Raw genomic sequence first — 12,808 nt, forward strand, 5'->3', positions numbered from 1 at the left:
CCTTCGGAGATGGACGCGAACGCCGAACTCACGATCGGTCAGCTGGCCAGGCGCGCGGGCGTGACGGTGACGACGCTGCACTTCTACGAGGAGCGCGGCCTGATCTGGAGCCGGCGGACGGCCGGCAACCAGCGCCGCTTCCCGCGGCACGCGCTGCGCCGGATCGCCTTCATCCGGGTCGCCCAGCGGGTGGGCATCCCGCTGCGCGAGATCGGCGAGGCACTGGCCGCGCTGCCGGTCGACCAGGCGCCGACCCAGGAGGACTGGGAGCAGCTCTCGGCCGGCTGGAAGGCCGACCTCGACCTGCGGATCACCCAGCTCGTCCGGCTGCGTGACAAACTCACCGACTGCATCGGCTGCGGCTGCCTCTCGCTGGAACGCTGCCTGCTCCGCAACCGCGACGACAAGCTCGGTGCTACCGGCACCGGCCCGCGCCGCCTCTGGGTCGACTCGCCGCGAAGCTGACCTGTCCGCGCCCGCCTTCGGGGGCCGGTGCGTTCAGAGCTGGACGTTCGGCGTGCCGACGCCGTTGAGCAGGGTCTCGACGATCTGAGTGGCCAGCGCGTCCGTGTCGACGTCGTCGGGGTCGCTGCTGAGTTCCTGGCAGACCTCGTGGAACAGGGCGTAGTACACCCGGCGGGCCCAGATCGGGTCGACCTCGGGGCGCAGGATGCCGGCCTGGTGCAGCCGGTCGAAGAGGCGGTCGCAGGTCGCCAGCACGCCGGCCTGGATCTGGCCCGCCTCGTTGCCGGTGGCAAGGCCCGAGTTCATCGAGAAACCCCAGGAGAGCTTGACCCGCAGTGCGTTCGCGGTCGCCTGGTAAAGGGCGACGAGCGGCGGCGTAGTGTCCGGGCGGGCCTCTTCGATCGCCGCCACCAGCTGCTGGGCGGCCCAGGTCGCCATCGCGGTGACCAGCGCCTCCCGGGTGGCGAACCGCCGGTGCACCGTGGTCCGCGCCACGCCGGCCGCGGCCGCGATCTCCTCCATCGAGGCGGACGGGTTCCGGTTCAGGGTGCGCTCCGCCGCCTCCAGGATCCGCCGCACGGTCCGCTCGGTGTCGGCACGCAGTGGGCGGGCGGTGACGTCACTCATGCCGCAAAGACTACCCGGCGGTCGCGTTGTTCCCACTACTTGCAACAAAGATGTCGCAACTTGTACGTTGAGCGTGTCAGGAGCGATGCGTTGAGGGAAGAGGGCTTCATGGATCTCCAGTTGAAGGACAAGTCCGCACTCGTCACCGGAGCCAGCCGCGGGATCGGCCTGGCCGTCGTCGAGCAGCTGGCCGCGGAAGGGGTCCGCGTCGTCGCGGTGGCCCGGTCCAGTACGCCGGAACTGCGCGCCACCGGGGCGTCGGTCGTACAGGCTGATCTGGCTGTGCCGGACGGCCCGGAGCAGGCCGTCGCGGCGGCCCTCGCGGAGGTCGGCGAGCTGGACCTGCTGGTGAACAACGTCGGCGGCGGTGACGAGCAAGTGGGGAGTGGATTCCTCGACTACGACGACGCCGTGTGGCAGCGGATGTTCGAGCTGAACTACTTCGCGACCGTGCGGACGACGCGGGCCGCGCTGCCGAGCCTGCTCCGGCGGTCCGGCGCGATCGTCAACATCTCGTCGAACGGGGCCCGGACGCCGGCCGGCGGCCCGGCTCCGTACACGACGGCGAAGGCGGCGCTGACCGCGCTCGGCAAGGCGTTGGCCGAGGAGTTCGGTCCGCAGGGCGTGCGGGTCAACACGGTGTCGCCCGGCCCGGTCCGGACGGCGTTGTGGACCGACCCGGACATGTACGGCGGTCAGCTCGCACGCCGGCTGGGTGTGTCGCAGGACGACCTGCTGGCCGGACTGCCGCAGCAGGCGGGGATGTTGACCGGACGCCTGATCGAGCCGGCCGAGGTTGCCGCATTGGTCACGCAGCTGTGCTCCCCGCTGACGGCGAGCCTGGTCGGTACCGACGTGCTGATCGACGGCGGCATCGTCAAGACCGCCTGATCGCCGGGCGCCGCCGAGCTCTGCGGCGGGGCGTTGGGTGGGTGTGGTTTTCCTGGTCAAGGCGTGGCCTGTTCGGCGCGACGCGGACTTTCTAGCGTTCTGGTCAGGCGCCCGGACCGAGGCGCCGGACCACAGACCAGGAAAGGACCTGACGATGCCGAAGCTCGAAGGAAAGGTTGCCATCATCACCGGGGGTGCCCGCGGGATGGGCGCCGCGCACGCCCGGGGATTCGTTGCCGAGGGCGCCAAAGTGGTCATCGCCGACGTGCTCGAGGCCGAGGGCAAGCAGCTGGTCGAGGAGCTGGGTGAGAACGCGATCTTCGCACCTCTCGACGTCCGTGACCGGGACGGCTGGGACCGGGTGGTGCAGCAGGCGACCGGCACCTACGGACCGGTCACGGTGCTGGTGAACAACGCCGGCATCTTCCGGCGGGAGTCGATCGAGACGCACTCGCACGAGATGTGGGACGAGGTGATCGGCGTCAACCTCACCGGCATCTGGAACGGCACCAAGGCCGTCATCCCGGGCATGAAGGCCGCCGGGACCGGCTCGATCATCAACGTGTCCTCCACCGCGGGCATCACCGGCTACGCCTACCTGCCGGCGTACTCGGCCTCCAAGTGGGCGATCCGCGGCCTGACCAAGACCACCGCCCTGGACCTCGGCACCTTCGGTATCCGGGCGAACTCGGTGCATCCCGGCTTCGTCCGGACGCCGATGACCGAGGAGCTCGGCGACAACACCGCCAACGTGGCGCTGCACCGCACCGCCGCCGACACCGAGCTCACCCCGTTGGTGATCTTCCTCGCCAGCGACGACTCCGCCTTCGCCACCGGGGCCGAGTTCATCGCCGACGGCGGCGAGTCGGCGGGCATCCCGGTGCAGTGACGCCCGGCACCCGCCTCAGGGAGCCGAGTACCGGTGCTCGGCTCCCGGGCGCGGCCGGACCGGGGAGGTTGCGGTTCAGCCAGTGGCGAGCCGGTCGAGCCGGGCCGTGATCGAGGCCGCGTCCGGAATGGACGGCATCGCGCCCCGCGCCTCCACCGCCAGCGACGCCGCCGCGTTGGCTCGAAGTACGGCCTCCGGCAACGGTGTGCCGGTGGCCAGGCCGGCGGCAAGGACGCCACAGAAGGTGTCACCTGCCGCGGTGGTGTCGATGGCATTCGCCTCCACCCCGCTGACTCGCACCGGGTCCGCGCCGCGGCGCAGCAGCAGGGCACCAGCTGGACCGAGGGTGACCACCACCGCAGGAACCTTCTCGAGCAAAGCGGTGCCAAATGGCGCGCCGGACGCGCTGCCACCGGCCTCTGCCGCGGCCACCACACCGGCCTCTGCCGCGGCCACCACAGCGGCCTCGTGCTCGTTGACCACCAGCAGATCCACGTCCGCCAGCAGATCGGCGTCCAGCTCTGCCGCCGGTGCCGCGTTCAGCATCACGTACCGGCCCACCGCCGCGGCCGCGCGGACCGTCTCGAGAGGGATCTCCAGCTGGACCAGCAGGACTGCCGCCGAACTCGCCGCGCGCACGGCAGCCGAGTCCATCGTCAGCTCGTCGTTGGCGGACGGGGCGACCGTGATCGCGTTCTCCCCGGTGCGATCGACGGTGATGATCGCGGTCCCGGTCGGGGTGGACGACGTGCGCAGCAGTCCGAGGTCCACCCCGGCGTCGACCAGTGCGGACCGGACCAGCCTTCCACCGTCGTCGTCGCCGACGACGCCCACCAGGGCGGTCGCGACTCCGGCACGCGCCGCCGCCGCGGCCTGATTGGCGCCCTTTCCGCCAGGACCGCGGTCGATGCCGGAGGCAAGGACCGTCTCACCGGGGCGCGGCATCGCCTCGACCGACAGGCGCAGGTCGAGGTTGGCGCTGCCGACCACCACCACGGCCGGCGCGACGGGCGCGGCATCGCTCACCTGGGCCGAGGTCACGGCCTGGCCGGTCATGCCGGACATCCTGCGGACAGCTGGTGGACCTGCGCCGGGACGTCGTCGATGACGATGGCGTCGACCTCGGCGGTGACCAGGTGCCGAGCCTGCTCGGCGGTCGGGCACCAGACGAGAAGTTCGCGGTCCGCGCCGTGCACCAGCGCGACGATGCGATCCAGCGACGGGACGTCCCGCGGCTCCGCTGCGGTCGTGGGCCACAGCGACCCGGCATGGACCGCCAGTACCTGGATGTCGAGATGTGCTGCCGCGGCAACGGCCTGGCCGATCGGGAAGTGCAGCCACGTCAGCAGGCCGAGCGGCACCCGCGGTGCGGCCTGCCGCAGCTGACGCAGTGCCGCCGGGTCGAAGGACTGTGCCAAGGTCGGACGCCGTCGCGTGGACTCCGTCGCGACAGTGCCCAGCAGCGCCGCGGTGGTGGAGTCGGCCGGCCTCCCGGCGTCCTCCAGCGACGACTTCACGTCGAACACCACACCGACTTCCGGCGGCAGCACGTCCAGCAGCCGGTGGACCGGCAGCGCGCCGTACCGTTCGGCCTGCGCTCCGGTCAGCTCGGCCAGGAACCTGCCGTCGGACAAGGCCGCGTCGTGGACCACGAAGAGCTCGTCGTCCAGCGTCCGGCGTACGTCGACCTCGACCCAGCGGAGGCCGGCGTCGACGGCCCCCAGGAACGAGCCGGCAGTGTTTTCGCGGTGCCCTTGGACCACGCCCTTGCCCAACCCCCGGTGCCCGACCAATGTGGCCGGCCGGCTGAAGACCCGCGGGCTCATGAGCCGGTGGCGAGGAAGTCCCGTGCCAGCCGCACGGTACGGTCCGCGAGCTCGCCGATCGTGATCCGGTCGAAGTCCCGCACCGCACTTCTCACCTTGTCGTGGGTGGTGCCGACGAGCTCGGCCGGTACGCCGGCCGCTCCGTGCAGCGCGCCGTAGACGCTGCCGACGGTGGCCCCGTTGGAGTCGGTGTCGCGGCCCCCGGAGATGGTGATGCCGACGGCGTCCATGAAGGTGTCGCCCCAGGTGAGACCGACAGCGATGAGGGCGGCGTTGTTGACGGTGTGCACCCACGGCAGGTGTCCCCACTCGGCGTCCACCCAGTCGAGGGCGTCGGTGTGCGAGGCGCCGCGGCCGTGCAGTTCCCGGACTCCCCGCAGCGCGGCGGCGAGTCGGGACGACTTCGGCACCAGAGCCGCCGCCTGGGCCAAGGCGTCGGCCGCGGAGCGCGCCCCGAGTGCGGCAGCGACCAGACCGGCCGCCCACAGCTCTCCGTAGATGCCGTTCGCGGTGTGGGTCAGGCGCGCATCGGTCAGCGCCAGCCGCGCCGCCTCCCCGGGATCACCGGGGCTCACGTAGCCGAACGCGTCGCCGCGGATCAGGGCGCCGATCCATTCCCGGTAGGGATTGCGGTGGGTCGCCGTCCGCGGCGCGGTCAGGCCGTGGATCAGGTTGCGGTAGGCCGCCCGCTCCGCGGTGTACGTCTGGGTGAAGGGCACCCGGTCGAGCCACTCGGCCGCGATCTGCTCGGTGGTGACCGCGCGGCCGTACCGCTCGAGGACGTACAGCCCGAGGATCGTCCAGTCGATGTCGTCGTCGCGCGGTACGTCGACGAACCGCCCCGCCGACGCGGTCTCGGCGGACGGGTGCAGCTGGGAGACCCCCGCGGGCAGCGGATCGAGCAGCGGCAGGTAACCGGTCTGGGGCCAGTGCTCCGCGGCGCGCAGGTAGCGCTCCAGCTCGGTCCGGCTCAGCCCTTCGACCGGTTTGCCCAGCGTGTTGCCGACAGTGCGGCCCAGCCAAGCACCCCGGATGCGGTCCGGCAGTGTCGCGTCGTCGACGTCGACGCGTGGCGTCGTCGCCGCCAGCGCCAGCAGGGTCTCGTCGTCGTCGGGCTCGTCGAAGTTCCAGCCCGCCGAACGGTCGAGGCGACCGAGCTCGCCCTCGATTCGATCGAGTCGGGCGAGGTCGCCCTCCTGGGCTGCCTGCCGAGCCTGCGCTGCCAAGGAGTCGGCCGGATATCCGCTGTGCGCCAGCTGTTCGGCTTCGTCGGGGATGAGGTCGCGGGGGTCCAGTACGTCGTGCACGGGGATTCCTCGGGTCAGGAGTCGGAAGGGGACAGAGCCGGGGTCAGCCCTTGACGGCTCCGGAGAGGAAGCCCTGGGTGACCTGTCGCTGCAGCGCGATGAACAGCACCATCACCGGCAGGATCGTGATCAGGGTGCCGGCTGCGAGCGGACCGATGTCGACCGAGCGCCCGCCGAGGAACAGGTAGAGGCCCGTCGTCAGCGGCCGGTACTGGCCACCCGGCAGGTACAGCAACGGCACCAGGAAGTTGTTCCAGTTCTGCAGGAACGTGAACACCGCGAGCGCTCCAGCGCCCGAACTCACCAGCGGCAGCATCACGCTGCGGAAGATCTGCCACTCCGAGGCCCCGTCGATCCGGGCCGCCTCCTCGATCTCGGTGGGCAGGTCGGTGAAAAACGCCCGGATGAAGAACGTGCCGAACGACAGGCCGGTACTGGCGAGCACCAGGTTCGCCCCGACCAGCGTGTTCAGCAGCCCCATGCCGCGCAGCTGGAAGTACAGCGGGATCATGTAGGTGAAGAACGGCACCAGCAGACCCAGGACGACCAGGTAGAACGCGATCGACCGGCCGGGGAAGGGCAGCCGGGCGAACGCGTACCCGCCGAGCGTGGACAGGACGACGACCAGGACCGTGCTGGGCACGGACAACAGGAAACTGTTCAGCACGTAGTCGCCGAACGAACCCACCGTCCAGGCCGTCACCAGGTTGTCCGCCGAGATCGAGGAGAACAGGCCGAACGGGTTCGACCGGACGTCGTCGCCGGTCTTCAGCGCTGTCGAGACGACCAGGACGAGCGGAAAGAGCATCAGCAGCGACAGCAGCACCAGGACGAAGTGCCTGCCGCCGAGCAGTGCCTGTCGTGACGGTCTCAGGGTGGTACCGCTCGTACTCATGCGCCCATTCCTTGCAGTGAGAGCCGGCGCTGCAGCCGGTTGAGCCAGACGGCGAACGGAACGGCCAGCAGCGTCAGCACCAGGGCCAGCGCCGTGCCGTAGCTGATCCGGTTGAGCTGGAAGGCGTTGCCGTAGGCGTACGTGCCGAGCACCTCGGTGGCGCCCGCCGGTCCGCCGCCGGTCATGATGAAGACGATGTCGAAGACGCTGAAACCGCCGACCAGAGTGATGGTGGTGACCATCAGGAACACCGGCATGATCTGGGGCAGGATCACGTACCGGAGCCGGCTCATCGGCCCGGCTCCGTCCAGCAGCGACGCGTCCACCAGTTCGGTGTCGACGTTGCGCAGTGCCGACAGCAGGATCACGAACACGAAGCCCGCGGTGGCCCACACGGCCGTGCCCAGGACGGCGTACAGGGCGGTGTCGGGGTTGCCCAGCCAGCCGGTGCCGAGTGAGCCCAGGCCGACCAGCTCGAGGCCGCGGTTCAGCCAGCCGCGGGTCGGGTCGTAGATCCAGCCCCAGACCACGCCGACCGCCACCTGCGGAAGGATGTAGGGGAAGAAGAACGCGATCCGGTAGAAGAGGCTGCCGCGCGGGACCCCCCAGACCAGCAGCGCCAGTCCGAGGCCGATCACCAGCGGCGCGATCGTGCCGAGCACGATCCAGATCACGTTGTTCTTCAGGGCCGCCCAGACGCTGGGGTCCTTGAACAGCTCGACGAAGTTGTCCAGGCCGACGAAGGGCGGCTGGGGGTTGATCCCGTTGAAGTCGACGAACGCGTAGTAGAGCGCGTTGCCCAGCGGGAAGATCAGGAACACCACGACCATCGCCATCAGTGGCGCGACCAGGACCAGGCCCAGCCGGGTCTGCGCCTTCCGGGTGACACTCGGGGTGGTCGACCGGATCTGCCGGGACCGCCGCGGCGGCTTCGGGGTGGTGCTCGGCGACGGAGCCGCCGGCGTGGCGGCCGGCGACGTGTCGACGACGGTCCGATTCATCGGGCCCACACCGTCACTTCGTGAACGCGGCGTCGAGGTTCTTGGCAACCTGCTCCGCGCTCTGCTGGCCGGACAGCAGGCCCTGGACGCCGTCCCACATCGCCTTGTTGAACACGTCGGTCGTCAGGACGTCGATGTTGTAGCCGAGGTCGCCCTGGCCGGTCGCGAGCTTCGCGGTGTCCTGCAGGGTCTGGGTCAGCAGCGGGGAGAGCTTCAGCCCGTTGACGTCCACCGGCTGCGGCGGGATGACACCGAGGTTCTGCACCAGCCAGCGCGCGTGCTCCGGCGACGCGAGGAAGTCCACGAGTTTCAGCGCGGCGTCCTTGTTCTGGGTGCCGACCGAGATGTAGGGCCCGGACCCCAGGCCGGCGGTGAAGATGCCCGGTCCGGACTGCGCCGGGAACGGGATGTAGCCCACCGCGAACTTCGCGTTGGCGTCCATCTCCCGGATCAGCCAGCTGCCGTTGGGCAGCATCGCGGCCTTGCCGGAGTAGAACAGGGCGGTGGCGTTGTCGTAGCTGACCGAGGTGGGGAACTCCGGCAGGTAGCCCGACTTGCTGTAGTTCTCCCACAACTTGAGGGCCGACACCACCTCCGGCGAGTTCCAGGACTTCTCGCCCTTGAGCAGCGCGTCCATACCGTCGGAACCGATCGCGCTGGACAGCGCCATGCTGAGCAGGTGGCCGCCCTGCCAGCCCTCCTTGTCGCTGGCCGCGATCGGGACGATCTTCTTGGCCTTCAGGGCCTCGGCTGCCGCGGTGAGCTCGGCCAGGGTGCGGGGCGGCTGGATCCCGTTCTTGGCGAACAGGTCCTTGTTGTAGAACAGGCCGATGGTCTCCATCTCACCGGGGATGCCGTACGTCTTGCCGTCGACGGTGACGCGGTCCTTGGCGAACGGGTAGACCTTCCAGCCGCGCTCCTGGTAGGCGCTGGTCAGGTCGGACAGCAGACCCGCCTTGGCCAGCGCCCCACCGAAGCCCGGTCCCGAGCCCCAGTTGAAGACGTCCGGCGCGTCGCCGGAGCGCAGCTGGGTCTGCAGAACGGTCCGCATGTTGTCGTAGGGCATCGCCTCGAGCTTCACGTCGACACCCGAGGACTTCTCGAAGTCGGCGAGCCGTGTCTCGAGCTTCTTCAGCGCGTCGGCGTCCTCGGGCTGCTCGACCAGGAACCGCAACGGCTTGTTCTGCGGACCGGAATCGGAGGCGGTGGTTCCGCCGGTGCCGGTGCAGCCGGCCACCACAAGCGCCGACGTGGCGACAGCCAGCGCGGCCTGCAGTGCTGAACGGAGTTTCATGGCGGTTCCTCGTCTCGATGTGCGTCCGCGCCCGGACCGCAAGCCGGTGCTGCCCTGCCACCACGGGGCCCGAAAGGCCGATCAGAATGCTGATCTAGTTTCGCGATGAAAAGAAAACGTGTCAAGAGGGGTCGAGCAGTTCGGCCCCGCTGGTCTGCACGCCGCCGGCGAAGTCGCGCTGGATCGCGATCGTGGCGGCACCGCGGGCCCACTCCAGGAACCCCATCGAGCGGATCACCACCTCCGTGCTGGGGCCGCGTACCCCGGCGTACCGGTGCAGGCCCTCGTCCAGTGCCGTCCGGGCGACCTCGGCGAGATGCACGCCTTCGCCCGACAGGATGATCCGCTGGACGCCGGTCAGCGCGCTGACAGCGGCGGCGGCCTGGCCGAGGGCGCGAGCGGCCTCGTCGACGACCCGGCCGGCGACCGGGTCCCCGGCCACGGCCAGGTCGAGGGCCTCGTCGTACCCGACCTGTCGGCCGAGCCCGGCCGAGACGGCCGAGGTGATCGCCCCGGAGGTCAGGTAACCGGTCATGCAGCCGCGATGGCCGAGCGGGCACAGCGGTCCGTAGGGGTCGATCGGGAAGTGGCTGACCGGTGTCACCTCGGTCCGGATCATCGCGTTGTTGAGCACCAGTCCGTAGCCGATACCCGCCCCTACCGTCAGCAGGGCGAAATCGGCGTGCCCCCGGCCCACCCCGAACCAGTGCTGCGCCTGGGTGAGGCCCACGACGTCGTTGTCCAGGTGGACCGGCAGTCCGAGGCGTTCGGCCAGCAGGGCACGCAGCGGTACTTCGCGCCAGTGCATGAACGGCGAGTCGGCCACGATCTCGCCGGCGTCGACCAGACCGCCGACGGTGACCCCGACCGCGTCGATCGGGCGTCCGCCGCGGGACTGGAACCCGGCCACGATCTCGCCTACCGCCTCGACCACGTCCGGCACCTCCAGGGACCGGATCGGCTGCACGAAGGTGTCCAGGATGCGCGCGCGCAGGTCGGTGACAACCGCGTAGATCGACTCGGTCGTGAGCTTGACCCCGATGAACCGGTGCTGCTGGGCCACCACGTCGAGCGGCATCGAGGCGCGGCCCCGGCCCGGCGTGCGGATCGGCTCGGTCTCGGCCAGCACGCCCGCCTCGAGCAGCGGCTTCACCAGGCGGGTCAGGGTGGCCGCCGACAGCCCCATGCTCTTGGCGAGCTGCAGGCGTGAGCGCGGGCCGTGAACCAGGATGTCGACCGCAACCGCCCTGGACAGCTCCGACAGCGGCGCGGCGCCGGACAGTTCGACGTCTTCCATGTCCCGCCTCACGTCTGCACGGCCGGCCGCCGCAGCGGACGCCACTCACCCGACCTCCGAATCCTGTGGCATGCTGAACCCTACACGTTTCATGATGAAATTATTAATGACAGGATGGCAACGGATGACTGATTCGACCGGCGCCGCGCCCGTGCGCCCGGTGGTGCTCGCGGCCGGGCGGGTCTCGGTGGTGGTCGACGTTTCCGCCGCCGTTCCCCGCGTCCTGCACTGGGGGCGTCGAGTGACCACCGCACCGGCTGACGAAGCGTTCCTGGGGACGCTCGCGGAGCTGCAATCGGGTGCCGACGGTTTGCACGGTGCCGGCGCGCCGTCGATCCTGCCGGAGCAGTCCGGCGGCTGGATGGGACTGCCGGGTCTCGAAGGCCACCGCAACGGAACGACCTTCTCGAGCCGGTTCGGTCCGGCCGGTTGGGAGCTGACCGGCGCGCCCGGCGAGCAGCAGACGCTCGTCGCGCACGCGGTCGACCACGACGCGCGGTTGACTCTGACCACGACGATCGAGCTGCTGCCGTCGGGTCTCGTCCGCCTGCGCGCCGAGCTCGCGAACGCCGACGAGGACCGCCCGTACACCGTGGATGCCGTCCGGCTGGCCCTTCCGGTGCCGGCGGAGGCCGAGGAATTGCTCGACTTCACCGGGCGCCACCTCCGTGAGCGCGTTCCCCAGCGCCACCCGTTCACCGCCGGCACCCATGTTCGCGAAGGACGTCGCGGGCGGACCGGTTCGGACTCGAGCCTGGTCGTTGCCGCCGGCACCGCCTCGTTCGGCTTCAACCGCGGCGAGGTCTGGGCGGTGCACACCGCGTGGAGCGGCAACCACACCACCTTCGCGGAGCTGGGGCTGGCCGGCGTTCGCACGCTCGGTGGCGGGGAACTCCTGCTCCCGGGCGAGATCGTGCTCGCGCCTGGTGAGAAGTACACGACGCCCTGGGTGTACGGGGCGTACGGAGCCGGGCTGGACGAGGTCGCGGCCGCCTTCCACCAGACGCTGCGCAGCCGCCGCACCCATCCCTCGTCGCCGCGGCCGGTGGTGCTGAACACCTGGGAGGCCGTGTACTTCGACCACGACCTCGAGTCCCTGGTCGACTTGGCGCAGTACGGCGCGAAGGTGGGCGCCGAGCGGTTCGTCCTCGACGACGGATGGTTCCGCCACCGCCGTCACGACCGCGCGGGCCTGGGCGACTGGCAGGTGGACCCCGAGGTCTGGCCCGACGGCCTCGCCCCGCTGATCGACGCGGTCCGCGGGCTCGGGATGGACTTCGGGCTCTGGTTCGAACCGGAGATGGTGAACGAGGACTCCGACCTGGCCCGGTCCCACCCCGACTGGATCCTGGCGCCCGGTGACCGGCTCCCGCTGCGCGGCCGGTACCAGCAAGTGCTGAACCTCACCGTGCCGGCGGCGTACGAGTACATCCTCGAGTCGATCAGCTCGCTGGTGTCCGAGCACCACATCGACTACCTGAAGTGGGACCACAACCGCGATCTGGCCGAAGCCGGCGACCGCGCCACCGGAGCACCGCGGGTGCACGCGCAGACGGCGGCGGTCTACCGGATGCTGGACGAGCTGCGCCGACGGCATCCCTGGCTGGAGATCGAGTCGTGCTCGTCGGGCGGCGGCCGGGTCGACCTCGGGATCCTGCAGCACACGGACCGCGTCTGGGCCAGCGACTGCATCGACGCGCTGGAGCGTCAGCAGATCCAGCGGTGGACCGGCCTGGTGCTGCCGCCGGAGCTGGTCGGGGCCCATGTCGGCGCCCCGACCGCACACACCACGCACCGCACCCACTCGCTGGCCTTCCGCGCGGCGACCGCCCTGTTCGGCCACTTCGGCATCGAGTGGGACCTCCGGACCGCGACCGCGGCGGAGCTGGACGAGCTGGCCGCCTGGGTGAACCTCTACAAGTCCGAGCGTGGCCTGATCCACTCCGGCACCGCGGTGCACAGCGACTATCCCGACGACGCCTACTGGGCGCACGGCTACGTCAGCCAGGCCCAGGACCGCGCGCTTTTCGCGTTCGTCGCCCTGTCGACCACCAACCAGGTTCGCCCCGGCCGGATCCGGATTCCCGGGCTGAAGCCCGAGACGTCGTACCGCGTCGAGCCGATCGAGCTGTCGGCTGCCGCGCTGGTCCCGACCGCCGCCGGCGCGCCGTCCTGGTGGACCGAGCCGGTCACGGTGACCGGGCACCTGCTGGCCGAGATCGGTCTGCAGGCACCCATGCTGTACCCCGAGCAGGCGCTGCTCTTCCGGCTCGTTGCCGTTGACAACAACCCGACCACCGAGAACAGGATCTAGAC

General features: G+C 70.5%; 12 protein-coding genes. 4 read left to right on the forward strand and 8 right to left on the reverse strand.

Going from position 1 to position 12,808, the window contains the following annotated elements; all coding sequences use genetic code 11:
• Positions 1-9 precede the first annotated feature (9 nt).
• Entirely contained in the window at positions 10-465 is a 456-nt protein-coding gene (gene soxR, locus KFLA_RS09805; protein WP_012919632.1) for a redox-sensitive transcriptional activator SoxR, read from the forward strand.
• 33 nt (positions 466-498) lie between these two features.
• On the opposite strand, the gene KFLA_RS09810 is transcribed toward soxR, so the two are convergent.
• Positions 499-1,092, reverse strand: coding sequence for a TetR/AcrR family transcriptional regulator (locus KFLA_RS09810; RefSeq protein ID WP_012919633.1), 594 nt, complete (start codon positions 1,090-1,092; stop codon positions 499-501).
• A 108-nt stretch (positions 1,093-1,200) separates the two neighbouring features.
• Between KFLA_RS09810 and KFLA_RS09815 the strand changes: the two genes are divergently transcribed.
• The gene (locus KFLA_RS09815) at positions 1,201-1,983 is read left to right on the forward strand and encodes an SDR family NAD(P)-dependent oxidoreductase (RefSeq protein ID WP_012919634.1); all 783 of its coding nucleotides are present in this window, start codon (positions 1,201-1,203) and stop codon (positions 1,981-1,983) included.
• Between the two features lie 154 nt (positions 1,984-2,137).
• A complete protein-coding gene (locus KFLA_RS09820) occupies positions 2,138-2,872 on the forward strand; it encodes an SDR family NAD(P)-dependent oxidoreductase (RefSeq protein WP_012919635.1) in 735 nt (244 codons plus the stop codon).
• A 75-nt stretch (positions 2,873-2,947) separates the two neighbouring features.
• On the opposite strand, the gene KFLA_RS09825 is transcribed toward KFLA_RS09820, so the two are convergent.
• The 7 genes from KFLA_RS09825 to KFLA_RS09855 all read right to left on the reverse strand — a co-directional run bounded on the left by KFLA_RS09825 (position 2,948) and on the right by KFLA_RS09855 (position 10,492).
• Positions 2,948-3,928 (reverse strand): PfkB family carbohydrate kinase, encoded by a 981-nt coding sequence (locus KFLA_RS09825; protein ID WP_012919636.1) that lies wholly within the window; start codon positions 3,926-3,928, stop codon positions 2,948-2,950.
• Positions 3,925-4,698 (reverse strand): glycerophosphodiester phosphodiesterase, encoded by a 774-nt coding sequence (locus tag KFLA_RS09830; RefSeq protein ID WP_012919637.1) that lies wholly within the window; start codon positions 4,696-4,698, stop codon positions 3,925-3,927. Before KFLA_RS09830 ends, KFLA_RS09825 begins: the two co-directional genes overlap by 4 nt.
• Positions 4,695-6,005, reverse strand: coding sequence for an ADP-ribosylglycohydrolase family protein (locus KFLA_RS09835; RefSeq protein WP_012919638.1), 1,311 nt, complete (start codon positions 6,003-6,005; stop codon positions 4,695-4,697). Before KFLA_RS09835 ends, KFLA_RS09830 begins: the two co-directional genes overlap by 4 nt.
• 43 nt (positions 6,006-6,048) lie before the next feature.
• The gene (locus tag KFLA_RS09840) at positions 6,049-6,900 is read right to left on the reverse strand and encodes a carbohydrate ABC transporter permease (protein ID WP_012919639.1); all 852 of its coding nucleotides are present in this window, start codon (positions 6,898-6,900) and stop codon (positions 6,049-6,051) included.
• Positions 6,897-7,901, reverse strand: a complete 1,005-nt coding sequence (locus KFLA_RS09845) for a carbohydrate ABC transporter permease (protein ID WP_012919640.1) — start codon at positions 7,899-7,901, stop codon at positions 6,897-6,899. Before KFLA_RS09845 ends, KFLA_RS09840 begins: the two co-directional genes overlap by 4 nt.
• Before the next feature lie 13 nt (positions 7,902-7,914).
• Positions 7,915-9,195 carry an ABC transporter substrate-binding protein gene (locus tag KFLA_RS09850; RefSeq protein WP_012919641.1) on the reverse strand — a complete coding sequence of 427 codons (1,281 nt, stop codon included), beginning with the start codon at positions 9,193-9,195 and terminating at the stop codon, positions 7,915-7,917.
• A 121-nt stretch (positions 9,196-9,316) separates the two neighbouring features.
• Entirely contained in the window at positions 9,317-10,492 is a 1,176-nt protein-coding gene (locus tag KFLA_RS09855; RefSeq protein ID WP_012919642.1) for an ROK family transcriptional regulator, read from the reverse strand.
• Positions 10,493-10,616: 124 nt separating this feature from the next.
• Here KFLA_RS09855 and KFLA_RS09860 point away from each other — a divergent pair, with 124 nt between their 5' ends.
• The gene (locus KFLA_RS09860; RefSeq protein WP_012919643.1) at positions 10,617-12,806 is read left to right on the forward strand and encodes an alpha-galactosidase; all 2,190 of its coding nucleotides are present in this window, start codon (positions 10,617-10,619) and stop codon (positions 12,804-12,806) included.
• The last annotated feature ends 2 nt before the right edge of the window (positions 12,807-12,808 follow it).

It is taken from the genome of Kribbella flavida DSM 17836 (assembly GCF_000024345.1).
Lineage (GTDB): Bacteria > Actinomycetota > Actinomycetes > Propionibacteriales > Kribbellaceae > Kribbella > Kribbella flavida.

Coding starts and splice junctions, on each gene's coding strand:
- KFLA_RS09855 (WP_012919642.1), bottom strand. CDS start 10,492: ATGGAAGACGTCGAACTGTCCGGCGCCGCGCCGCTGTCGGAGCTGTCC.
- KFLA_RS09830 (WP_012919637.1), bottom strand. CDS start 4,698: ATGAGCCCGCGGGTCTTCAGCCGGCCGGCCACATTGGTCGGGCACCGG.
- KFLA_RS09840 (WP_012919639.1), bottom strand. CDS start 6,900: ATGAGTACGAGCGGTACCACCCTGAGACCGTCACGACAGGCACTGCTC.
- KFLA_RS09825 (WP_012919636.1), bottom strand. CDS start 3,928: ATGACCGGCCAGGCCGTGACCTCGGCCCAGGTGAGCGATGCCGCGCCC.
- KFLA_RS09845 (WP_012919640.1), bottom strand. CDS start 7,901: ATGAATCGGACCGTCGTCGACACGTCGCCGGCCGCCACGCCGGCGGCT.
- KFLA_RS09815 (WP_012919634.1), top strand. CDS start 1,201: ATGGATCTCCAGTTGAAGGACAAGTCCGCACTCGTCACCGGAGCCAGC.
- soxR (WP_012919632.1), top strand. CDS start 10: ATGGACGCGAACGCCGAACTCACGATCGGTCAGCTGGCCAGGCGCGCG.
- KFLA_RS09860 (WP_012919643.1), top strand. CDS start 10,617: ATGACTGATTCGACCGGCGCCGCGCCCGTGCGCCCGGTGGTGCTCGCG.
- KFLA_RS09820 (WP_012919635.1), top strand. CDS start 2,138: ATGCCGAAGCTCGAAGGAAAGGTTGCCATCATCACCGGGGGTGCCCGC.
- KFLA_RS09850 (WP_012919641.1), bottom strand. CDS start 9,195: ATGAAACTCCGTTCAGCACTGCAGGCCGCGCTGGCTGTCGCCACGTCG.
- KFLA_RS09810 (WP_012919633.1), bottom strand. CDS start 1,092: ATGAGTGACGTCACCGCCCGCCCACTGCGTGCCGACACCGAGCGGACC.